The following is a 21,757-nucleotide window of genomic DNA, read 5'->3' as shown; positions in this document are numbered from 1 at the left end:
TATAATTTCCTGGTAAACATCGAAAAAACCAAGGATCCCGTCATTGACAGGATGCTTGGTTTTTTTATTTCTAATCGATTGATAATAATTTTTAACTAAACCAATATAAAAATAGTGAAAAGTTCAAATAGAACTGAGACTGTCGTATTTAGATCGTGAAATATGTGACAACTGATAGCAAAACAGACGTAATAGCCATTGCTAGAAGTGGTCTTAGCGCTTTCGTTCTAAGGTCGCTTAGACGAACATTTAGCCCTAATCCAATCATAGCCATAGTTAGAATAAAAGAAGTGAAAAAAGAAATGCTATTCATGACACTCGTTGGGACGGGTATCAAATGACCGAGGACATAACTTCCAAACAAGCTCATCATAATAAATCCTATGAGAAACCAGGGAAATTCAATTTTAGCCTCAGAATCGGATTCCACTTGATTTTTTCGTTTCATCCAATACATAAGAATAAAACTAAGCGGAACGAGCAAGAAAACACGGCCTAGTTTCGCGAGCAAAGCAATAGCAAGTGCATCTGGACCTGCAGGCGCTCCTGCTAAGGCAACATGAGCAATTTCGTGTAGACCTACACCTGACCAAACACCGTATTGAAGGTCTGTCAAAGGAAGAAACGGACGTAAGATTGTGTAGGTTATAGCGAAAATGGTACCAACAAAAGCAATGATTCCGGCACCAATCGCAGTGTCTTCCTCCTTTGCTTTCAAAATTGGGGAAACTGCTGCAATCGCAGCAGCGCCACACACCCCTGTTCCAATTCCTAATAACAAGGATAAGGAAGAATTCGCCTTAAATAATTTTGCCAGCAACATTGTAAGTAGGATGGAAAAAACGATCGTGCCAACCCCTCTTGCAAGTAAACCTATCCCTTGGTGTAAAACTATATCAATGTTCAATTTTAATCCAAAGAGAATAATAGCAATCCTTAATAATCTTTTGGCAGAGAACTGAATACCTGTACGGAATTTTTCAGGATATCCCCAAATTTGTCGATAAACTACAGCAATGATGATTGCACAGGCAAGCTGACCGATATGATCTAACCCGGGTAATTTGGATAATCCAAAACTAATTAACGCAATAATAAAGGTAAATCCCAGGCCACCGATTGACGAGGACGCATTCTTAGTTTTTGCTAATGATGTATTCATTTTAACCACTCCTCTAGGTTACTTTCTTGCTTTAAGCGTATAATGGTTTTGATAATAAGTAAAATAGATTATAATTATAGTAGTGATATATGTTTACTTATGAATATTGCAAATACCATTTTGATACAATAGGAGGAATTTTTTTATGGATCAATCTTTACTTGTATTTACTACTGTTGTAGAACAAAAAAACTTTACACGAGCCGCGGAACTTCTTCATATGACACAACCAGCAGTCAGCAATTATATTCAATCATTAGAAAAAAACATGGGGATAAAATTATTAGAGCGGACAAATAAATATGTTCGGCTTAGCAAAGCTGGAGAAATAGTATTTCATCATGCAACGGAAATTTTAGGTCTTTATGCTCGAATGGAAAGACTTATTGATGACTTAAAACATACCGCAAGTGGTCCGATTTCTATCGGTGCCAGTTATACTTTCGGGGAATACATTCTTCCTCATAAAATTGCCAGCATGCTTAAAATGTATCCGTTAGTAAACCCAATCATTACGATAAAAAATTCGCATGAAATTATAAATTTACTCATGAAACACAAGATAGATGTTGGAATAATCGAAGGAGAGACTAATGCAGATCATTTAAAAATGATTCCTTTTGCTATTGACGAATTATCCATTACAGTTCCTTCCAATCACCCTCTAGCAACAGCAAACGAAATTGATCCTTTGTTATTGCATCTAGAGACATGGCTAGTTCGGGAAGAAGGTTCAGGAACGAGAGAGATGCAAGAAAAGGGATTTAAACAAATGGGATTTTCTCCGAAGAAGTGTAGGACATTTGGGAGTACGCAAGTAATTAAGGAATCCATTGAAGCTGGCCTTGGCATTTCTATCCTCTCGCACGCTTCGATAAAAAACGAATTGGAGCTTGGGAAAGTAAAGATCCTTGAGATAGACGGATTTCCTATCTCACGAAATTTTTCTATAATCACTCCACAAGTTGAATTTCATACAAAAGCAGTCGAGATTTTTATTGAATCTTTAGTAAAAAAGACCACAAGCTAATGTGGTCTTTTCATTTGGAGGATGCTGTATTATCAGGTTTTTCAAGTACATTCTCCATATAATTCTTCCCCCATTGATACATCGAGTCAAGAATCGGCATCAAGCTTTCTCCTTGCTTTGTCAACGAGTATTCCACTTTCGGTGGGACAACCGGATAAACTTTTCGTTCCACAATTTGGTCGTCTTCCAGTTCGCGCAGTTGATTCACGAGCATTCTTTGCGTAATACCAGGCATCAAGGCCTTTAATTCCCCAAACCTCTTTGTGCCCTCTTTGCCGAGATGCCATAAAATCAACATCTTCCACTTTCCGCCAATCACTGCAAGGGTCAACTCTTTTTCACAGTTGAATGTTTTTGCATCCATTCTCGCCATCTCACATCACCTCTCTAGTCATAGAATATCACTTAGTATACTTTTTGTCACTATGTAAGAAAAAAGTGCGTACTTACAATTATAATTTATACGCAGTATACTTACAACAAGGCCAAAAATGAAGTTGGTTACACTTGGCATGAAAATAAACACGCACAATTGGATAGGTTACAATTGTGTACCAACAATAAATATAAGGAAGTGGAATAGAAATGGAATTACAATTGGCATTAGATTTAGTGAACATCCCAGAAGCGATTCAAGTGGTGAAAGAAGTGGAGGAGCATATTGACATCGTGGAAATTGGGACACCGGTTGTCATCAACGAAGGACTCCAAGCTGTCAAGGCAATGAAAGAGGCATTCCCTAATCTTAAGGTTTTAGCAGACCTTAAAATTATGGATGCTGCTGGATACGAAGTAATGAAGGCTTCAGAAGCAGGAGCAGATATTATCACCATTCTTGGTGCTGCAGAAGATATGTCCATCAAAGGCGCTGTCGAGGAAGCGAAAAAACAAGGAAAAAAAATCCTTGTTGACATGATCGCTGTCAAAGACCTGGCTGGACGAGCAAAAGAATTGGATGCAATGGGAGTGGATTATATTTGTGTCCACACTGGTTACGATCTTCAAGCAGTCGGAAAAAATTCATTTGAAGACCTACAAACAATTAAAAACGTTGTGAAAAACGCAAAAACAGCGATTGCAGGCGGAATTAAATTGGATACCCTTGCTGAAGTTGTGAAAGTTCAGCCGGATCTTGTCATTGTCGGCGGCGGCATTACCGGCCAAGATGATAAGAAATCAACTGCTGAGAAAATGAAGCAAATGATGCAGCAAGGGTAACAATCAAAATGCGGACTACACAGTACCTTTCTGAAATTTTAATGGAGCTTCACCCGTCAGCAGAATTAATTTCGGATGAAGCTGCAGAAGCTCTTGTCAACGGCATCCTCGATTCTAAAAAAGTTTTTGTTGCTGGTGCCGGCAGATCCGGATTCATGGCAAAGTCTTTTGCAATGCGAATGATGCATATGGGGATTAAGGCCCATGTCATTGGCGAAACAGTCACTCCTGGTTTTGAAAAAGAGGATATTTTGATTATCGGATCAGGTTCAGGGGAAACAAAAAGTCTTGTTTCTATGGCGGAAAAGGCAAAGAACATTGGCGGTACCATTGCTGCTGTAACGATTTTTCCCGAATCGACAATAGGTCAGCTGGCAGATATCATTGTTCAGCTGCCTGGTTCACCAAAGGACCAATCAGAGGGAGACTACAACACGATTCAGCCAATGGGATCCCTGTTTGAGCAGACTCTGCTTCTTTTTTACGATGCGATCATCCTCAGATTCATGGAGAAAAAAGATTTGGATACTAACAAAATGTACGGAAAACATGCTAATCTTGAATAAAACCGGAAGGCTGCCTGATGACAGGCGGTCTTTCGGCAATTTTTTAGAAGGAGGAATGATACATGATTTCATTAAAAGGAAAAACAGCAATTGTTACAGGGGCAGGCCGAGGAATTGGACGAGCAGTTGCGATTGCCCTAGCTAAAGAAGGTGTCAATCTTGGATTAATTGGATTGACAATGTCTAATCTCGAAATATTGACTGAAGAACTCGAGCAATATGATGTTACTATTTCAGCTGCTTCCGCCGATGTCTCTGATCTTGAAGGTATCCAGCATGCGGTAGAGCATATCAAATCAGATCTTGGCGCAATTGATATTTTAGTCAACAATGCCGGGATAGCGAAGTTTGGCGGCTTTATGGATCTTTCCCCTGAAGAATGGGAAAAGATTGTCCGCGTTAACCTGATGGGTGTGTACAACGTGACAAGAGCAGTTTTACCAGAAATGATTGAAAGAAAATCCGGAGACATTGTGAACATCTCCTCTACTGCAGGCCAAAAAGGAGCACCAGTCACTAGCGCTTACTCCGCTTCTAAATTTGCAGTCCTTGGATTGACCGAATCATTAATGCTGGAGGTAAGGAAGCATAATGTCCGCGTAACCGCTTTGACTCCAAGTACAGTGGCAACCGATCTTGCTGTCGAAAGCAATCTGATCAGCGGAAACCCTGAAAATGTCATGCAGCCAGAAGATCTAGCAGACCTTCTTGTCGCTGGATTGAAACTGCACCCAAGAGTCTTCGTTAAAACGGCTGGATTGTGGTCCACTAATCCATAAGGCCTTATCAACCGTAAATCGCTTAACGCCCTTGTTAAGCGATTCTTCATTTCAAATAAAATACCCTTTTCGGACTACGTATTTAAAACTCATTTAGATAAGAAATGACATTTTTTAATATTTCAATTGATTTTATTGGATCGTTCTCAAGTTCCAAACTGTGATTTCCCTCTTCAACCACATGAAATGTAAGATTTGGAATAGTTTTCAATTTTTCAAAACGTTCTTCAATAAAACAAAAATAATCTTTTTCTCCAATAACACAAAGCCCTTTATTATTACTGTTAACCATTGCATTAAATACAGCATCATTTTGTAGCAAAGGAGTCAACCATACTACTTTGGCATCTTTAAACATTGGATGATCGATCAGATAGCTCAAAGCTTTTGTTCCAATAGATTTTGCCACAATATAATAATTGTTTTTTTTTATCATTGATTGCGCTGTTTATCGCAAAGAGTACATCTTTTGCAAAATCCCTTTCATTCAGTGAAGTCAACTCTTGCCCGCTAAATGAATAGTTAATATGTAATACATCGAACCCTTTATTGTAAAATGCTCCAGTTGTGTAATATAACAATGGAGCTTGGGTTGTGTAACCCGCCCCAGGTAACACAATAACTAATCCATTTGTGTCTTCTTTCTGTTCAATCAATCTAAAAGGGATAACTTTGTTACTCATCGTTATCGCAACTCCCCAAATTTTATATGTTTTGTGTTTTTTTTACTAAAACTACTGCCAAAGGGCAACTTTCTTGCGGAAAGATACCCTTATGCAAGCATTTTCCCCTCGGACATGGAATCCCAATGGCAGCAGAAACACTAAGAGATAACTTAAGAAAGCTCGTTGATGAATTTGATGACCTTGCCATTCCAGATTACGGTAAATATGTAAATAATAATAAATAACCGACAAAGAGGCTTGCCAACTAGGCAAGCTCCTTTTTCGTTTCTAGCTACCATTATTGAACGGATAGAGAATGATCGTTGGATGTTTATGAACGGATGTCATATTCTTGGACAAACAGCTGTTCATTTTGTTTCCATTCGGCAAACAGCACATCTTTGAAGTGTTGGATTTTTTGCTTTTCAAGTTCTCGCTTAAGCCACTGTTCATCGAGCCCTGCTTCTTGCAGATTCGCGTGTATTACTTCTCCATCCAAAATCATGTTAATTGGCAGACTTGGATCCTTTGTTTTGATTTTCATGTCGCTATTCTTTGGGAGATCGTAATCCGCTTTTGGAAGGACACTGACCATTCCGTTCATTTCGATGATCGCAAATTCAATTTCCCTTAATGAAAAATATCCCTGCTGCCTGACTAGACTTTGCAGTTGATTGATATCCAGCTTCGCTTTTTTCAACGCATCGTATTTGATTTTTCCATTGCGAATGACGATATTTGGTTCTCCTTCAAGTGATTTTCGTGAACGGAGGAATTTCTGAGTGATCATTTCTGTTACATAAACAAGAATTCCCCACAAAGCGACAGCAAAGGCAATTTCATCAATTTTCACTTCTTGGTCATAAATGGCATTTCCAACCAATTCACCGAGTATAATAGCTGAAATGAAATCAAATGGAGTAATTTGTGAGAATTGAGTCTTCCCCTGCATTTTCGTCATCAGAAATAAAAAAACAAACCCACTCGTCAACTCAAGTGCAATCGATAAATAATGATTCACTACTCCCACTCCTTCCTTCCCATTATGGGAAGAAATAAGGAAGTTGAACCGTATTTTTTGTAAAAAATTTATTCAAGTAGTTGATTGTTCTATTATCTTTCTATTCACAGTTTTCTTTCTCCTGCTTGATGAGATCTACCAGTTGTTTAATGGAATAGTGCTTCAGGAATTCTCCTAAGTGTTCTTCTGCTCCTTGGAAAATGGCAAACAGAACCTTTTGCATATGAGCACCGACCACACATTTTTCATTGGAATCGGGGCATTTTGGCTGTATGGCGCCTTCTGATGTTAATTTATAAATATCCCAGAGGTTAACTTCATTTAAGCCCAAGGCAAAAATAAAGCCGCCGCCGGTACCTTCTTTTGATTTGATAAAACCATGTTTTTTTAACAGAGCCAATACTTTGCGAATTCGTACCGGATGAACACCGGCACTGTCTGCGATTGCATCGCTTGTCGTCATTCTGCCAGGCTGCAGTGCAAGCAACGTTAAGCTGTGAATGGCAAGAGTAAAATCACTGTTCATAGCCTGCCTCCTCGTTTCTATCTATAATACTTTATAGTACAGTTAACATGTCCGAATATAAATGAACCCCCCGTTAATTGGCCATACTTTCCCATTCATACCCGGTAAAAGTGCGCAGTTTCCGCGGCAAGAAGCTACGAATTTCTTCTTCATTATAGCCAACCTGCAATCTTTTGTGATCCTGGATAATCGGCCTGCGCAGCATTTGCGGATTTTTTATGATCAGGTCATACAGCTGATTCAGTGGTAGAGAATCGATATCGAGATCTAGCTTCTGGTATGTTTTGGAGTTCTTAGAGATAATTTCTTCCGTTCCATCTTCTGTCAAACGAAGAATCGATTTGATTTCATCCACGGTTAGCGGGTTGGAAACGATGTTTCTCTCAACATAATCGATTTGATGCTCTTGAAGCCATGCTTTTGCTTTGCGGCATGAAGTACAACTAGATGTAATATATAAAGTTACCATAAACCTCACAACTCCTTTTTTTACTGTAAAAATAAAAATTACAGTTATACCGTTAAATTGCTTTCGTTTAAAGATAATTTCGCATACTGTAATATTAATCTTTACAGTTAATTTAGTCAAGAGAATTTTTGCTAACGCCAAACATTCTCTTTCAAATCCAGATCCCGTGGTCATATTCTTCCGTGGACAGGCATAGTAATTACTGAAATGTAATTAAAAGGAGCTAATAAATTGATACGTATATTCGGGTTATCCATCCTCATGCTAATCTGTATCTATCTTGTTTATGCCTATCCTCAAATCGCACAAAAAAATACTGATTTGGAGACGAATACCACTTTACAGGAAGACCTAGAATCCAATCAAGATATTTTAGAAACCATCATCCCTGAGTTGGAATACCTGCACGAAGAAACGCTTGACAAAGTGGTCGACGGTTACCTTGTTGAGACCTACAGAGAGTATGAATTTTACAGAGACAAGGCCGGGAATATTATTAAACAAGTCCCTACATCAAACTATGAGTACATTAGATACAAGGACTATTAATTTTAGGCAGAGGCCATTCTTTTACAAAAAAGGGAATTGTCCAGCTTCAGCGCTTTCACTGCGAATTATTAATTGCTTATTGAAAACCTCCGTTCAAAATTTTGACTCCATTCGGATCCTCTGCCTGTTTAACCGGGAAATTGTTCATGATGGCTTCCCTGATGGTTACGGTATTGCCGATTATCGTATGTAATTGTTTCACAGGCTTGCTGAACAAATAAAGAATATCCTCTGCCAAGCCTTCTTTTTTCGTTTCCATTGTTATTTCTTCCATTTTATCTTCCATTGAATCTACCAAATATTCGTGTGTCTGTAGCTCTATTCGAAAATCATATGGTGTGGAGATAAAAATCCTTCGCTCGCCACGATCTACTTTCCAGTCCCTTTTTTCTGCATTTTTACAAATGATTTCTTGTTCCTTATCCGGTACGAGAAAGCCAATATGGTCAAAAATGATAATGAAAAAGCAAAAGTACCACCTCTTAATATTTTCTAAACCTCAGTCACCAAGATTGCTTCACCACCCAGTATATGCCGGTTGCCCATAATAAGATAATAATCACTCCTGCCAGCCAATTCTTCTTTTTCACGTTATCGGTTGCGGCTACTTTTTCACGTGATTCCTGGATGATATGGTCAGGAAGGAGTTTTAACAAAATCGTAATTCCAAACGGAATTAGGATGAGATCATCCAGATAACCAAGGATCGGAATAAAATCGGGAATTAGGTCAATAGGACTGAAAGCATAGGCGACAACAATCCAAGCGAAAACCTTCATGTAAAAAGGCGTATCAGGATGCTTGTATGCTTCGGCGATCACAAAAATATCTTCTTTCCATTTTTTCATCCGCATTTTGAATTGTTCCATCGTCTTCCCCATTGTTACCCTTCTTTCATTCAAATAGAGATAAAGTTTAGAAAACTGAAAATTATCAGTTTACAAATAGAACAACCGTTCCATATAATAGGGATAGGATCACGAAAATCAAAAGGATCAGGGGTGGTAAATTTATGAGTAAAATCGCTGAATCACAAAGATCTTTTATTTACCTGGAACTGGACGAGCATTATCTTAAATCAAGCCTCTTAGAACCTGAAAAACAGTCGATCTACCAGGAATTTAAATTCTTCCTCGATCAGGTGAATGACACTTCCCGCTTAACTGAAATCACTGATGCTATATTCGAACTCGGTGCAGACGAGGAAGACTTATTCGCGAACCTATTGACCTTAAAAAACAATCTATTAGACAAGCAGTTGCTAACCAAATCTTGACAATCAGAAATGGAAAGGCTCAGAGTTTGTCTCTCTGAGCTTCCTTATGCATCTACGCTTCACAACCAATCTTTTTTTAATAATTCCCTTTAATCACCAATAATCTTCATATCTTTTAGAGGGTAAAAAACAACCTTTGTCTTTCCAACAATTTTATCAATTGGGACAGCACCAATGTGACGGCTGTCTTTACTATTCCTTCTGTTGTCGCCCATCACAAAAATATGCCCTTCTGGTACTACTTTTGCTCCTACAGCTGTCTCTTCCAAGGTAAAAGATCCAGTCAGTGGTCCATCCAGCAATTGCTTTTTCTTTTCATCCAAATACGGCTCCTCATATGGCTTTCCGTTGATGTAAAGGACATCGTTTTTATATTCTACACGGTCTCCCGGCAATCCGATCACCCTTTTTATGTAATCCTTTTGTTCGGTTGCGTGGAACACGACAATATCAAATCGCTTTGGTTCGCCGACCTTGGTAACGAACATTCTCTCTTCGTTGTGCAAAGTAGGTTCCATTGAAGCACCCTTTACTTCAATTGGAGTAAAGAGAAAAGCACGTATAACAAAAACTAATAAAATTGCGATAAGGAAAGCCTTAGTCCATTCCCATAGTTCATTTCGTTTTTTTACCACAGAACTTGCACCCTTTCATGTTGTCAGGCATGATTTCTTCTCATTATAACAAGGATCATGAAAAAAAGAGGCCAAAGCCCCTTTTTTAATGAAAAATTTATTTTTTCACATACTGCATAAGCGTATCCGGGTCAAACCCAAGTACCCAGTGGCCATTCACTTTCGTTTGCGGTACACCCATTTGGCCCGTTTCTTCCACTAACTTTTGTGCAGCTTGTTGATCGTATTGTACATTTACTTCTTTGTAGGTTAATCCTTGACCCTCAAGGAATTGTTTCATCATTGTGCAGTAAGGTCAAGTGTTTGTTGTGTAAACTGTAATATCATTCATTTTAAATGCCTCCTTAAATTTTTATTTCCTTCTATTTATGGATTATCCCAGTAATGATAAATTTTTTCAAAATAAATGCTCCGGGATATGATTATTTTTCCCTATTTTATTTTTAAAAAACAGAATGAGTAGCGATTGTGAAAAAAAGTGCGTACATCCAATGTGGATGTACGCACTTTTTTAAAGATTTTATGCTTTTCCTTTGTCCTCAGCTTTTTGTCCTGGAGCAAACCAGCCGATCAGGGCGATTGCTACTAATACACTATAAAAAATGGTTGTCCACAATGTACTATGCGGGAAATCGTGATCCAAAATGGCGATTTTTTCATGAGAAAGCGTAATAACAGCCAATTTCACACCTACCCAGGCAACAATCGTATAAGCAGTTGTTTCCAATGCAGGACGCTCGTCAAGCAGTTTCACAAACCAAGTAGCCGCAAACTTGATGAGAATTAGACCAGAAACTCCCCCAAGGAGAACAACCAGGAATTTCCCGCCATCCATACCACCAAAATTTCCAAGCGGGGAGTCCGGAAGGCCAAGAGCAAGCGCGACTGCAGCAAGAATAGAGTCAATTGCAAATGCCAGGTCAGCAACACCGATTTTAGTAACTGTCGGCCAAAATCCCAAACCTTTTGCTTCCTTTTCATCCTCTTTATGTATATCTTCATTTTTCGTGCCAAATTTAGCCTGAATGACATGTTTTAACCCCAAATATAGTAAGTACGCGGCTCCAATAGCCTGCACCTGCCAGACGTTTGCAATGTAAGAAATTGCAAAAAGGGCCCCGAATCGGAAGAAGAACGCCATGATAATACCATAACTGATCGCCTTTTTCTTTTGATTATCAGGTAAATGTTTTGCAATGATTGCCAATACTAAAGCATTGTCGGCCGATAATAAACCTTCCAGACCAATCAATATCAATAATGCCCAGGCATATTCAAGCCAAAGTGATTCCATCAACCTCTCTCCTTTATCTCTGGCCCCGGCTATTCTCGTAAATCACCCTCTGTTTATACGCAAGTTTAGCGTGTTTAGGTGGAAACCATATTTATCGAAAAATAACTTAGGAGCATCTTTTGTTGTTTCCATTAGAATGACCCATTAATCAGGAAGCAATCCGCCGAATATATGGAAGTATTCTTCGTTTACCTATATCCACATCAACTATATAACTCTATATCCATTCGGGAAATAATTCAACAAATATCTCTTATTTTGGCAAAAAAATTCTCTGTAAAAATATGTAACAGGTTGCTACCATGATTATCGTATTAGCACCGGTAAGAAAAGAAAAAAACTGCTTCGCGGCAGCTTTTTATTCATTCTTATGCGCTTTTTTGTCTTCTCTGAGTTCCTTTTTGATTTCATCGGTGATTCCGCTAGTCGCATTCTTAAATTCCCTCATGGATTTTCCGACTGCCCGTCCAACTTCCGGAAGCTTGTTTGGCCCAAAAATTATCAGTGCAATCACAAGGATGAGAATTAATCCGGGAAACCCTATATTTGAAAGCATTCTATCTCTCCTAATGAAAAAAGTTACTTTTATTATAACGGATAACAATCATCTTTTGCACCCTTTTTCATGAATGAAACTTTTGCTTGGAAAATCGTTACTGATACTTTCCTAGTGGAACAGTATTTATGTTTGCAGGCGGCTTAGCTTTTATCTGCTTTAAAGTAGCGACAATCAGAAAGCTGACGATGACCAATAAGAGCCACGAACTCACTTTTCCAAGGTGTACCAGCGTCCATGCCTCCTTTTGATTTGGGTATTGCCAGGCACCGAAAAAAGTCGCGATATTTTCGGCGATCCAGATGAAAAATCCGATGAGAACAAAAGATAAAACGATTGGCATACGATAGGTAGTTCCGCCAACTTCATATGTGACCCGAGAGCTCCAAAAAACGATCACCACGAAATCGGATAACCACCAACGGATATCCAGCCAAAAGTGATGCGAGAAAAAGTTCAAGTAGATGGTTGCTGCCAATATCATAACAGGAAAGATGCACGAAAGTGCCTGTTCCCAGCCAAAACGAATGCATGATTGGTCTCATGGTTAAAGTCCCCCACCTCAGTTTTTCCTATCTTCGTCACTTTGATATTCCAATAGGTCACCCGGCTGGCATTCTAAAGCTTTGCAAATGGCATCTAAGGTTGAAACCCTGATTGCTTTTGCTTTTCCATTTTATGATAAGAATCTTCTTCTAAAATTTTCCGGTGGAAGCATGCAGCGTTCCTTCTGGCCGAACCATTTGAGTCTATTTTTAGCAATGAAATCATATCCAATATTCCTTATGGGAGCAGGTATAAGGATGAAACCATAAAGCAGCCACCAAGGACTTTTTAGTTGGCGGCTGATTCTGAGAGCAGCCTCTGACTTATAAAATACTCTTCCATCTTCTATTACTATCATGCTATCGACATCTTCAGGAACATGGTATTTCTTCAAAAGCTTCTGTCCCGCATCGCTTTGAAGCGAGGCAAAGAAGAATCTCTCTTTTTTATCCCGTTTGAGAATAAATTGAACACTGGCATCACAAAAATTGCAAACTCCATCAAATAATATAACAGGCTCCACAGACTAGCCCACCTCCACGACTTACTGCCATATACCCCTTTTGGATGTTCAAACCGGAAAACCAAGCAAAAATTCATTTACCCGCTGTGCTGCCTCTTCCAGTTTTTCGGACGGCTGTACCATGGCAATTCTGACATAGCCTTCTCCCTGTAGTCCAAAAGCATCCCCAGGGACAACGACGATCCCTTCATCCTCTATCAACTTGAAGGCAAACTCGCGAGACTTCCATCCTGCTGGGATTTTAGCCCAAACAAACATCGTTGCCGGTGATTTTTCCACCTGCCACCCGCTCGTTTGGAAACCTGTCACGAGAACATCTCGCCTTGCCTGATACCGCTTCAGCTGATCTTCAAGAAACGAAAAGTCAGACGTCAATGCAGCTATTGCAGCTTTTTGAATCGGATAAAATACGCCATAATCGATATGGGATTTAAACGACGCAAGCAGGCGGATAACCTCTGAATTTCCTGCCGCATAGCCAATGCGGCAGCCAGCCATATTAAAGGTTTTGGACAAAGAGTTAAACTCAATGCCCACCTCTTTCGCCCCCGGAACAGACAGAAAACTGATTTGTGGGTTTCCATCATAAATCAATTCAGAATACGCGAAGTCATGCACAACTAGAATATTATGTACATTCGCAAATGCAACGACCTCTTCAAAAAAGCTACTGTCAGCCAGTGCAGTAACAGGATTTCCTGGGTAGCTTAAAATCATCATTTTTGTTTTTCGCAGTACTTCTTCAGGAATCTCATTCAGCTTTGGCAGAAAACTATTTTCCGCCAACAGTGGCATAGGATAAATCTCTCCGCCCGCAATAGTAACGCTTGCTTCATAGATTGGATACCCTGGATCAGGTACCAAAACATAGTCCCCCGGATCAACAATTACAGTTGCTAGATGTGCTAGCCCATCCTGTGACCCCATTAACTGCAGCACTTCAGTGTTGTCATCCAGCTCGACCGAATAACGTTGTCTGTAAAAATAGGAAACTGCTTCATTGAACTCAGCAATCCCCTTTAAAGTATATCCATACTTGCTGGAATCCATTGAATATTTCGCCAATGTTTCCATCACAAATGCCGGTGGCTGAAAATCCGGACTTCCGATACTAAGGTCAATGACATCTTTGCCATGCATCAAGGCCGCCTGCTTCCGGTCTACAACTTCCTGAAAAATGCTGGAAGTCATTTTTCTGATCTTTTCTGAGCCGTACGTGGTCATGGAGATTCCTCTTCTCATTTTATATACTGTTCAAAATTTTTGAAATATAAATTTAATTATAACAGGATCGCATTTTTCGTTCTAGTACCAATTTCAAACATTTTACGGCAAGCTTATTTCCTTTCTCTTTGCGAAATTCCAGTTCACTAGAAAAATCCCTGTAAAGATGAACGCTCCGCCTGCGTACACATACCATTCGACAACTTCTCCCATCATCCAGCCTGAAAGCACTCCAAAAAATGGAGCAAGGAAGAGAAAGGCGCTTGTTTTTCCTGGATCCCCTTGATTGAGGAGGTAAAACCAGATTGCAAACTGAACAATCGATGCCATGATTGCAAGCCATAAAATAATTGATACGGATGCCATATTGATCGTAAGACGTGGATTTTCCATCGTTAAGCTCATCACTAACAAAATGAGTCCGCCAAAGAGCATTTGATATGCGGTCAACACCCAGACATTAAAGAGACTTCCCCATTTTTTGATCAAGATCGTCCCTATCGACCAGGACACAGCAGCTCCCAGCCCCAGAAGGGTTCCAGTTGTCAGCTGTAAGTGAAATCCAAGTGTGATGAACACACCAAGGAATCCGACGCCGGCACCAATCCATTGCAGCAACCTGTACCGAATCCGAAGGAATACCGTTCCCATTAACACAACAAGCAACGGATTCGTGAATGTTAATATCGAGGATTCTCCCGCTGTAATCGTTCGTAAACTGAGGAAAATCGCTCCCATTACGCCGGCGGTTTGCATCAATCCAATTGTAAAAACCCTTCCCCAATCTGAAATATTTGCAGGCAATGGTTTTTTCCTGACGATAATTGCCATAAGGACTCCCGCAATTGTGAACCTTAAACCCACCAATAGTAAGGGAGATACATATGTCAACCCTATTTTTCCTACCGTAAAAGAAGACCCCATTAGAAAAGTTGTCACCATAATAAGCACGCTGAATAAAACCGGATGAATTCTTTTTTCAGGCAAATAGATCCCTCCTACCCTTTCTACTATATTCTTTCTTCATAAAGCAATTTCCTGCAAGTTGAAAGGCCGTGGAACTGTAACAGCCATCCCCCTGAAAAAATCCTAATGGAGTCCCCCTTTACGGCAGGGCTAGCGGATAGTTTTAAAATACAGAAAATCCTGCGACTACCATAATCGCAGGATTTTCTATGAAATTTACAACTGCAACCGTTTTCTCATTCTCTCCATGTTTTTTTTAATGACTGAATCGGTTTTAATAGATATCCTGCCTAATAAAGACGGCAAACGAAACAACCAAAGCTGCTAATCCCCAAACGGCGAGCACGATCAGCGAAAAACCTAATGTCATTCCTTCAATTGGTGGCGCTTGGCCGGACAGGTATCCTGTCAGATTCAAATTGATCATGAATAGATATTTTGCTGATTCCCAGGAGGCGACCATACTGCTTAAAATCGCTCCAGAAATTAACGCGGCGAGCATGACGCCCATTCCCGCTGGTGTGTTGCGGATCAGAACGGAAAGCATAAAGGTGATTGTACCGACAATCAACGCCACAAACCATACAAGACTGAATTCCATTAACAAATATTGCCACTGCGGGATCATTTGTACTGCATTGGTGTTCAGTTCGTTCCCTGCGACACTGAATCCGGTAATAACGGGAGCTGACCAACCTAGATAGCCAAAAACGAACCCTGAAATCAAATAGGAAAGCACTCCAAACAATATGACGATAATGGAAACGGACAAAATCAATGCAAGGTATTTGCTCATTAGAATCTTCCAACGCTTTACCGGCCTTGTTAGCAAAAGTTTTACCGTGCCTGCTGTGCGTTCAGCAGAAACGATATCAGCTGCCACGACCATGATCATCAATGGCAGCAGCAGATTGATCGAATGCTCTGCGAACATCCTTGCAAAGCTAGGAGCACCTGGCTCCATCGGATTGACATTGTTATCAAGGTAATATTGTTGCTGCTGAATTGTCAGTTGGAGCTCGCTTTTCCATTCATCTGAAATCCCGCTGCTAGTTAGCCTATTTTGCATATCGATAATTTGCTGCTGCACAGTTGTCCGCCAATCCACATCTCCGAAGCGCTCTAGCCTTCTTTCCAAATCACGATACTGAGAATAGGTAAAAAGGGCAACAAGCACGGCGATGATTCCCGCCACAATAAGAATTCTTTTTTTGCGGACGATTTTCAGCATTTCATTCCTTACCAGGCTAATCAATCGATTCACCTCCAGTCAACTCTAGGAATAAGTCTTCAAGCGCAGGCGATTTCCTATTCATTTCGTTCACGTGAATCCCTTTTTCCACTAACATCTGATTCCAATTTGCTGATTGAATTTCAAGATATGGGGTGATGATTGTCCCATCCGGACCGTCTATAACATCTGTAACACTGCTTAAAATCTCTTTAGCAGCTTCTCTTGGTTCCACTTGCCAGATAACTTTTTCCTGCATGGCCAAAAGGTTTTCCACATAATCAACCTTAATCACGGAGCCCTTTGAAATAATGGCGACACGATCACACATCAGCTGGATTTCACTCAATAAGTGGCTCGAAACTAGAACGGTCAGCCCATCCTCTTCTGCCAGATAACGGATAAAATTCCGCATTTCCCTTATTCCCATCGGATCTAGCCCGTTAGTGGGTTCATCCAGTATCAGCACCTTTGGCTTGCCAAGCAAAGCCTGTGCAATTCCTAAACGCTGCCTCATCCCAAGGGAATAGGTTTTTACAGGATCCTGAATCCGCTCCTCAAGGCGGACAAGTTTAACGACGTAATTCATATGAGAACGGTCCACTTCAGGGAGCATTCTGGCAAAATGTTCAAGATTTTCCCAACCAGTCAAATAAGAATACAGTTCGGGATTTTCTACAATACAGCCCATTTGCGCCATCGCTTTTGTAAAATTATTTCTGAGATTATAACCGCCAATTTCAATTGACCCTGCACTTGGTTTGATCAAACCGACAAGCATACGAATGGTCGTTGTCTTTCCTGCTCCATTTGGTCCAAGGAATCCAAAGACCTCTCCTTTTTTTAAATCAAAGTCGATTCCCCTAATGATCTCTTTTTTGCCGATCGACTTTCTCAGCCCTTTTACAGACAGTGTAATCTCACTCATCTTTCTCTCCCCCCTTACCATGTAATCAAAGATGATACCCGCTCCGCAATGAGCTTGTACCCCTCTGCGTTAGGATGGAAATTATCTGTGTACAAATAGTCCTTTACACTCAGCTGAAACAAATCAAATGTCGGTACATAGACAGCCTTCTCCTTCTGATCCAGCAGAGCGTTCGTATCGTAATTCCAGTCGCGAACAATCTTGGTGGTAAGCTCGGAGTCATTTAAATCAATAAATGGATTATATAAGCCAATATGAAAAATGATCGCTAATTCATTTAAGGTCCTAACTTCCTTTAAAATCGAGTCAAGATTTTTAAGATATCCGGCCTTTGCCTGGGCGATCTTCTTTTCATCCAAATCCATTGTTTCACCGCTCTGGAATAAATCATTGCCACCAATCGTAATCAGGATATAATCTGCACTTTGAATTTTTCGCTGAATTTCCACCTGGCGCAACTGTTCTAATAGTTGAATCGAACGATACCCATTGACTCCATAGTTATGTATCGTGATTTTCTCTTTTGATTTATCTCCAAGTTCATCCACTAGATAGCCAATATATCCTTTGCCCGTGTCATCCCCCATCCCCCGCGTCAGGGAATCTCCGAGGGCAACAATTACCTTGGACCCTTGATCATTCGTTGTTTTATCCTCAACCGGTTTTGCCTGTTCCATTGCACTTGGTGTCCCATTGTTCAAAAATTGATTTTGAATAGTCCATCCGAACCCAACCAGCATCAGACCTAATGAAAGTATCGAAAGAAACAGTGTGAATCCAACAGAATACTTCTTCACCTAACCACCCCTCGTTCCACTAATTGGTAAGCTTTAATTGTATAATAATTTCTTCGATATGAAAAATAATAAAATTGAGAATGCTTTTTTCTAACGAAAAAAAGCGCACAGCTTTTATGCTGTACGCGCTTTTTACATGGTAAATGCATGATTCCCAATCTTTTTAACGACCTTACGGGAAAAAATCCACTTGCTTGTCGCTGTTTCTGGGTTATAGAAATATAAGCAGTCGTTTTTATCCTTATTTTTCAGTGCATCTTTGACTGCTTTCATTGCTTCTTCGTTTGCAGGCTTCTGAATTTCGCCATTTTTGACCGGTTGAAATGCGTTTTTCTGATAGATCACTTCTTTTATGGTATCAGGAAACTGTTCATTTTCCACTCGGTTCAGAACCACAGTTGCCACAGCCACCTTTCCTTCATATGGCTCACCTTTCGCCTCTGCTTCGACAAGGCGAGCCAAAAGCTTCTCCTCTTCTTCCTTGATAAAACGTTTATCTGTGGCCGAAAACTCCTTGACGTCAACATCCACCTTTTTTATCTTCAAGGTTTTTGCCTGATTATTTTTTTCTGTTTCCGCATAAACGGTATAGGAACCTATTAGTAATGTTAGAAAGGAAATGAAAATTAAAAATCTCTTCATTATAAACCTCCTCGTATGATGATTCAGACTGAACAGGTCTCATGAAAGAATAACAGGTTTACAATGATCACACACTAGTGAATCAATGGGTGAATCTTTAACATTTCCCAAGAAGGGCAAAAAATGTTATGACGATTACATGATTTCATTATATTTTTAAGATAAATTCTTCACTCAAATTTCTAAGCGTATGAAGTCTCGCTGTCAGAATAAACAAGTCCGAGTAATGGTATTCTACATAATCATGAATAATCATGAAGCCCTTCCAAAATCTGTTCACCAGCAACAACGTATATTTTTCATCCCACTCAAACCGATTGATCCTCAGTATTTCCTCAGCCAGCGAACGGAATTTATGCTCCTCCATCCACAGCTTAACCTGGTAGAGCTTATTTTGATCTAAAATCAAACCAGATTTATTGGTAGCAAGTTTCTGTACAAATTCAGTAAAATCCTTCATATTTACTGCCAATAGGATTGCTTTTTGCATGGCAAATTTCAAAAAACCACCCCCATCATTTAGAATAAAATATGTCATCAACGGAAATGTTAGACATTTTAATTTGGCGGTGTGTATAAACAGTCACAGCAGTAAGCAGAAAAAACCGCTCCAGCATACCCGGGGCGGTTAGTCTATATACTCTTTCATCTTTCTCACCAACTCAACTGGGTCTTCGGCTTGTACTAGTTCGCCGTTCACGATAGCATAAGGAGACATGCGGCATTCTTTGCACTTGCTCTGGCATTCATATTCCTTATATTGAACGTTTGTACGGTTTAAAAATTCATTGTACACGGCATAATTCTCTTCGCGCAAAAACTGTTCCAAATTCCGTTGGCAGAACTCTATTTTCACTTTTTTTTGCTTAGGAAAAAGCTTCTTAAGCACACTCACTTTCTAATACTTCCTTTTTTTATTAAAAAAGACTTCTGTAAAAAACGATCCAAAATAATATTGCCAAAAGGAATAAATGCCGCAGCAAATGCACTTCCTATCCAAACAAACGACCATCTTACCTTAACGGTAGTATAAATGATCATAGTTACATATAGAATAAAAAGCAATCCATGAAGCGAACCAACAAGACGTACAGCCTGAGGAAAACCAGCCCAATATTTTAACGGCATCGCGAGGAAAACAAGCACCAGCAATGAGCCACCCTCAATCAAACCCATCAAACGAAAACGATTAATAACTGTTTCCTTCAAATTCAACACCTGCTTTCTTCCTTCAAAATTATAACATCATTGCATTATTTCCTAAACTTTTTTGTTTTTTCAAAAGGAATCATATAGTTCCTAACAGACTCCAAAAAAAGAAAAGCTGTCCCAATCGGGACAGCTTTTCTTACGTTTTTTTACAATTCTTTTGCTAGAGAAGGTTTTTTCATATCGACACTTTCAAATGCTGCTCCGATCTTTTCTTCAGCTTGTGCGAATTTCTCATTTGCTGGATCCAGCGCTGGAGTATCCTTCTTGAGTTCTTCTGCTTTCATATTGTATGATTCTGCCAGGTCCTTAAGGGCAGCTTCAAGATCTGCTTTTTGATCCTTCAATTCAGCTGGAACTTCCAAACCTTGCAAATCACTTTCAACAGCAGCTGCAGATGTACTTGCCGCTACCTTCTCATCAGGTGTTGGCTCTTCTGCTCCCTCATATGCATTCAAATCAGCATCTGCCTGATTGATTGTGTTGACAATGCTCATGTAGAATCTGAATAAAGTACTCTTAGGGTTTTCTGCCGGTTTTTCGGCTTTTTCTGTTGCTGTATTTCCTGGTTGCACCTCTTTGTCCGCCGAACAAGCTGCCAATCCAAGTGCAAAGGCAATTGCAGCTAGGAAAATCCAAAACTTTTTCATTTCACTACTCCCCTTCATTCTATATATACGCGGTTTTGAATTGAAATTCACACAGCTTTTTTATTATAAAGGGATTATTTAACAAAAATCAATCTTTTTATATAATTTTTTAAACTATTTCCGAAAGAAGTCTCTCATCCTCAAGGAATGGGAAGGGCTAAAGCCCAATGAGTAGGTGGGAGATGAATTTCGGTTGGCTTTAGCCAAAGGTTTGGGTATAATCAGTCTTAGATAGAATAAAGGATTGATTTATCAATGAAATTAGACAGTAATAATCATTCAGTATTCTTGATGTAATATCATCTTGTACTAGTTGTAAAATACCGCAGACAAGTGTTCGACAGTGAAATATCTGATTTCGCAAAAGATAAGTTCACTGAAATCGGAAGTAAGTACAATATTTCTTTAGTGGAATCATGATAAAGACCCTATTCACATCTTATTCAAAGTACATCCAAACTCTTAATGATCAAAGTTCATCAATGTTTATAAGAGTGCAAGTTCTCGATTGATAAAGAGAGATTTGTCGCATATCAGAAAAAAACTATGGAAAGAAATGTTCTGGTCAAGAAGTTTCTGCCTGCTTACAACAGACGGTGCTCCAATTGATACCATCAAAAAATAGATCGAAAATCAAGGTCAAAAGTGAGGCGAATGGATATGACCAAACAAAACAAAGCGTTCAAATTTCGATTGTTGCCAAACAAAGAACAGGAAGTGTTATTAGCTAAAACATTCGGCTGTGTTCGTTTTGTCTATAACAAGATGTTAGCTGAACGCAAGGAAACCTATGAGAAGTTCAAAGACGATAAAGAAGCACTTAAAAAGCAAAAGTTTCCGACTCCTGCCAAATACAAAGATGAATTTCCATTTCTAAAAGAAGTGGATTCGCTAGCTTTAGCGAACGCACAAATCAATTTGCAGACTGCCTATAAGAATTTCTTTGAAGGAAATGCAGAATTTCCAAAGTTCAAGAACCGTAAAGCGAAACAATCCTACACAACTAACTTAGTAAATGGAAACATCGAATGGAAAGACGGTCATATCAAACTACCAAAACTAAAACTTGTAAAAATCAAATAGCACAGGGAAATCCCTTCTGACTATAAATGGAAATCTTGCACGATTTCTAAAACAAAATCAGGTAAATACTATCTTTCGATTTTGACAGAATACGAGAAAGAAATTAAACCAGTGTCGATTCAGAAAGTTGTTGGACTAGATTTTGCTATGAATGGTCTATATGTGGAAAGTGAACAGGGTAAGAAAGCCAATTACCCACGTTTCTATCGACA

Annotated in this window: 30 protein-coding genes and 4 pseudogenes; 8 read left to right on the top strand and 26 right to left on the bottom strand. The window is 39.5% G+C overall.

Translation table 11 applies throughout. The annotated features are described in order from the left end of the window. Nucleotides 1-148 precede the first annotated feature (148 nt). Nucleotides 149-1,162, bottom strand: coding sequence for a YeiH family protein (locus tag J2S25_RS06630; protein WP_044391216.1), 1,014 nt, complete (start codon nucleotides 1,160-1,162; stop codon nucleotides 149-151). Nucleotides 1,163-1,307: 145 nt separating this feature from the next. On the opposite strand from J2S25_RS06630, the gene J2S25_RS06625 reads away from it, so the two are divergent. Continuing rightward, complete coding sequence (locus J2S25_RS06625) at nucleotides 1,308-2,192, top strand: LysR family transcriptional regulator (protein ID WP_044391217.1); 885 nt, start codon at nucleotides 1,308-1,310, stop codon at nucleotides 2,190-2,192. Between the two features lie 10 nt (nucleotides 2,193-2,202). Here the strand turns inward: J2S25_RS06625 and J2S25_RS06620 are convergent, their stop codons facing one another. Next, complete coding sequence (locus tag J2S25_RS06620; protein WP_044391218.1) at nucleotides 2,203-2,565, bottom strand: winged helix-turn-helix transcriptional regulator; 363 nt, start codon at nucleotides 2,563-2,565, stop codon at nucleotides 2,203-2,205. A 212-nt stretch (nucleotides 2,566-2,777) separates the two neighbouring features. Here J2S25_RS06620 and hxlA point away from each other — a divergent pair, with 212 nt between their 5' ends. From hxlA to J2S25_RS06605, 3 genes are all read left to right on the top strand, one after another. Continuing rightward, nucleotides 2,778-3,410 (top strand): 3-hexulose-6-phosphate synthase, encoded by a 633-nt coding sequence (gene hxlA, locus J2S25_RS06615; protein ID WP_044391219.1) that lies wholly within the window; start codon nucleotides 2,778-2,780, stop codon nucleotides 3,408-3,410. Between the two features lie 8 nt (nucleotides 3,411-3,418). Further along, nucleotides 3,419-3,976, top strand: coding sequence for a 6-phospho-3-hexuloisomerase (gene hxlB, locus J2S25_RS06610; RefSeq protein ID WP_044391220.1), 558 nt, complete (start codon nucleotides 3,419-3,421; stop codon nucleotides 3,974-3,976). Nucleotides 3,977-4,038: 62 nt separating this feature from the next. Next, nucleotides 4,039-4,755 carry a 3-ketoacyl-ACP reductase gene (locus tag J2S25_RS06605; protein ID WP_044391221.1) on the top strand — a complete coding sequence of 239 codons (717 nt, stop codon included), beginning with the start codon at nucleotides 4,039-4,041 and terminating at the stop codon, nucleotides 4,753-4,755. A gap of 82 nt (nucleotides 4,756-4,837) precedes the next feature. On the opposite strand, the gene J2S25_RS06600 is transcribed toward J2S25_RS06605, so the two are convergent. From J2S25_RS06600 to spxA, 5 genes are all read right to left on the bottom strand, one after another. After that, on the bottom strand, nucleotides 4,838-5,113 hold the full coding sequence (locus J2S25_RS06600; RefSeq protein ID WP_307191559.1) for a hypothetical protein: 276 nt from the start codon (nucleotides 5,111-5,113) through the stop codon (nucleotides 4,838-4,840). Then, nucleotides 5,106-5,438 carry a hypothetical protein gene (locus J2S25_RS06595; RefSeq protein WP_307191558.1) on the bottom strand — a complete coding sequence of 111 codons (333 nt, stop codon included), beginning with the start codon at nucleotides 5,436-5,438 and terminating at the stop codon, nucleotides 5,106-5,108. The genes J2S25_RS06600 and J2S25_RS06595 overlap by 8 nt, the downstream gene beginning before the upstream one ends. 313 nt (nucleotides 5,439-5,751) lie before the next feature. Next, the gene (locus J2S25_RS06585) at nucleotides 5,752-6,441 is read right to left on the bottom strand and encodes a DUF421 domain-containing protein (RefSeq protein ID WP_044391223.1); all 690 of its coding nucleotides are present in this window, start codon (nucleotides 6,439-6,441) and stop codon (nucleotides 5,752-5,754) included. Nucleotides 6,442-6,541: 100 nt separating this feature from the next. Next, a complete protein-coding gene (locus J2S25_RS06580) occupies nucleotides 6,542-6,967 on the bottom strand; it encodes an RrF2 family transcriptional regulator (protein WP_044391224.1) in 426 nt (141 codons plus the stop codon). 73 nt (nucleotides 6,968-7,040) lie between these two features. Beyond that, nucleotides 7,041-7,436, bottom strand: coding sequence for a transcriptional regulator SpxA (spxA, locus tag J2S25_RS06575; RefSeq protein WP_044391225.1), 396 nt, complete (start codon nucleotides 7,434-7,436; stop codon nucleotides 7,041-7,043). A 231-nt stretch (nucleotides 7,437-7,667) separates the two neighbouring features. Between spxA and J2S25_RS06570 the strand changes: the two genes are divergently transcribed. After that, on the top strand, nucleotides 7,668-7,985 hold the full coding sequence (locus J2S25_RS06570) for a hypothetical protein (RefSeq protein ID WP_307191557.1): 318 nt from the start codon (nucleotides 7,668-7,670) through the stop codon (nucleotides 7,983-7,985). 76 nt (nucleotides 7,986-8,061) lie between these two features. Here the strand turns inward: J2S25_RS06570 and J2S25_RS06565 are convergent, their stop codons facing one another. Next, complete coding sequence (locus tag J2S25_RS06565) at nucleotides 8,062-8,259, bottom strand: hypothetical protein (protein ID WP_307191556.1); 198 nt, start codon at nucleotides 8,257-8,259, stop codon at nucleotides 8,062-8,064. Nucleotides 8,260-8,488: 229 nt separating this feature from the next. After that, nucleotides 8,489-8,866, bottom strand: coding sequence for a YkvA family protein (locus J2S25_RS06560; protein WP_307191555.1), 378 nt, complete (start codon nucleotides 8,864-8,866; stop codon nucleotides 8,489-8,491). 131 nt (nucleotides 8,867-8,997) lie between these two features. On the opposite strand from J2S25_RS06560, the gene J2S25_RS06555 reads away from it, so the two are divergent. Beyond that, complete coding sequence (locus J2S25_RS06555) at nucleotides 8,998-9,261, top strand: hypothetical protein (protein WP_307191554.1); 264 nt, start codon at nucleotides 8,998-9,000, stop codon at nucleotides 9,259-9,261. 89 nt (nucleotides 9,262-9,350) lie between these two features. Here the strand turns inward: J2S25_RS06555 and lepB are convergent, their stop codons facing one another. The 17 genes and pseudogenes from lepB to J2S25_RS06470 all read right to left on the bottom strand — a co-directional run bounded on the left by lepB (nucleotide 9,351) and on the right by J2S25_RS06470 (nucleotide 20,462). Beyond that, the gene (lepB, locus tag J2S25_RS06550) at nucleotides 9,351-9,896 is read right to left on the bottom strand and encodes a signal peptidase I (protein WP_307191553.1); all 546 of its coding nucleotides are present in this window, start codon (nucleotides 9,894-9,896) and stop codon (nucleotides 9,351-9,353) included. A 97-nt stretch (nucleotides 9,897-9,993) separates the two neighbouring features. After that, nucleotides 9,994-10,227: a glutaredoxin family protein gene (locus J2S25_RS06545; protein ID WP_084221705.1), complete on the bottom strand. Its 234-nt coding sequence runs from the start codon at nucleotides 10,225-10,227 to the stop codon at nucleotides 9,994-9,996. A 189-nt stretch (nucleotides 10,228-10,416) separates the two neighbouring features. Then, nucleotides 10,417-11,190, bottom strand: coding sequence for a TerC family protein (locus J2S25_RS06540; RefSeq protein ID WP_044391231.1), 774 nt, complete (start codon nucleotides 11,188-11,190; stop codon nucleotides 10,417-10,419). A gap of 358 nt (nucleotides 11,191-11,548) precedes the next feature. Next, nucleotides 11,549-11,746, bottom strand: coding sequence for a twin-arginine translocase TatA/TatE family subunit (tatA, locus tag J2S25_RS06535; RefSeq protein ID WP_044391232.1), 198 nt, complete (start codon nucleotides 11,744-11,746; stop codon nucleotides 11,549-11,551). Nucleotides 11,747-11,843: 97 nt separating this feature from the next. Then, a pseudogene (locus J2S25_RS06530) lies at nucleotides 11,844-12,233 on the bottom strand (DUF817 family protein); the annotation flags it as partial. Nucleotides 12,234-12,308: 75 nt separating this feature from the next. After that, a pseudogene (locus J2S25_RS06525) lies at nucleotides 12,309-12,422 on the bottom strand (helix-turn-helix domain-containing protein); the annotation flags it as partial. Continuing rightward, nucleotides 12,423-12,815, bottom strand: a complete 393-nt coding sequence (locus tag J2S25_RS06520; RefSeq protein WP_044391233.1) for a thiol-disulfide oxidoreductase DCC family protein — start codon at nucleotides 12,813-12,815, stop codon at nucleotides 12,423-12,425. Nucleotides 12,816-12,863: 48 nt separating this feature from the next. Continuing rightward, entirely contained in the window at nucleotides 12,864-14,039 is a 1,176-nt protein-coding gene (locus tag J2S25_RS06515; protein WP_307191552.1) for an LL-diaminopimelate aminotransferase, read from the bottom strand. Between the two features lie 102 nt (nucleotides 14,040-14,141). Beyond that, nucleotides 14,142-14,981 (bottom strand): DMT family transporter, encoded by an 840-nt coding sequence (locus J2S25_RS06510; RefSeq protein ID WP_439117490.1) that lies wholly within the window; start codon nucleotides 14,979-14,981, stop codon nucleotides 14,142-14,144. Nucleotides 14,982-15,279: 298 nt separating this feature from the next. Next, nucleotides 15,280-16,260 carry a DUF2705 family protein gene (locus tag J2S25_RS06505; RefSeq protein WP_044391236.1) on the bottom strand — a complete coding sequence of 327 codons (981 nt, stop codon included), beginning with the start codon at nucleotides 16,258-16,260 and terminating at the stop codon, nucleotides 15,280-15,282. Continuing rightward, entirely contained in the window at nucleotides 16,253-17,164 is a 912-nt protein-coding gene (locus J2S25_RS06500) for an ABC transporter ATP-binding protein (RefSeq protein ID WP_044391238.1), read from the bottom strand. Before J2S25_RS06500 ends, J2S25_RS06505 begins: the two co-directional genes overlap by 8 nt. Nucleotides 17,165-17,178: 14 nt before the next feature. Continuing rightward, complete coding sequence (locus J2S25_RS06495) at nucleotides 17,179-17,961, bottom strand: SGNH/GDSL hydrolase family protein (RefSeq protein ID WP_307191551.1); 783 nt, start codon at nucleotides 17,959-17,961, stop codon at nucleotides 17,179-17,181. Nucleotides 17,962-18,093: 132 nt separating this feature from the next. After that, nucleotides 18,094-18,603 carry a cell wall hydrolase gene (locus J2S25_RS06490; protein ID WP_307191550.1) on the bottom strand — a complete coding sequence of 170 codons (510 nt, stop codon included), beginning with the start codon at nucleotides 18,601-18,603 and terminating at the stop codon, nucleotides 18,094-18,096. A gap of 148 nt (nucleotides 18,604-18,751) precedes the next feature. After that, a complete protein-coding gene (locus J2S25_RS06485) occupies nucleotides 18,752-19,105 on the bottom strand; it encodes a hypothetical protein (protein WP_044391243.1) in 354 nt (117 codons plus the stop codon). A 126-nt stretch (nucleotides 19,106-19,231) separates the two neighbouring features. Further along, on the bottom strand, nucleotides 19,232-19,498 hold the full coding sequence (locus J2S25_RS06480) for a DUF1450 domain-containing protein (protein ID WP_052806940.1): 267 nt from the start codon (nucleotides 19,496-19,498) through the stop codon (nucleotides 19,232-19,234). Further along, nucleotides 19,495-19,812: a DUF3817 domain-containing protein gene (locus tag J2S25_RS06475; protein WP_044391260.1), complete on the bottom strand. Its 318-nt coding sequence runs from the start codon at nucleotides 19,810-19,812 to the stop codon at nucleotides 19,495-19,497. Before J2S25_RS06475 ends, J2S25_RS06480 begins: the two co-directional genes overlap by 4 nt. Nucleotides 19,813-19,961: 149 nt before the next feature. Then, a complete protein-coding gene (locus tag J2S25_RS06470) occupies nucleotides 19,962-20,462 on the bottom strand; it encodes a hypothetical protein (RefSeq protein ID WP_044391245.1) in 501 nt (166 codons plus the stop codon). 255 nt (nucleotides 20,463-20,717) lie between these two features. On the opposite strand from J2S25_RS06470, the pseudogene tnpA reads away from it, so the two are divergent. Both tnpA and J2S25_RS06460 read left to right on the top strand, forming a co-directional pair. Further along, nucleotides 20,718-21,087 (top strand): annotated as a pseudogene (gene tnpA, locus J2S25_RS06465) (IS200/IS605 family transposase). Nucleotides 21,088-21,122: 35 nt separating this feature from the next. Continuing rightward, a pseudogene (locus J2S25_RS06460) lies at nucleotides 21,123-21,757 on the top strand (RNA-guided endonuclease TnpB family protein); the annotation flags it as partial.

The sequence above is a fragment of the Mesobacillus stamsii genome (assembly GCF_030814065.1).
GTDB classification, from domain to species: domain Bacteria; phylum Bacillota; class Bacilli; order Bacillales; family Cytobacillaceae; genus Mesobacillus; species Mesobacillus stamsii.
Note: the sequence above shows the minus strand (reverse complement) of the source record. Positions and strands in the feature narration are given on the sequence as shown.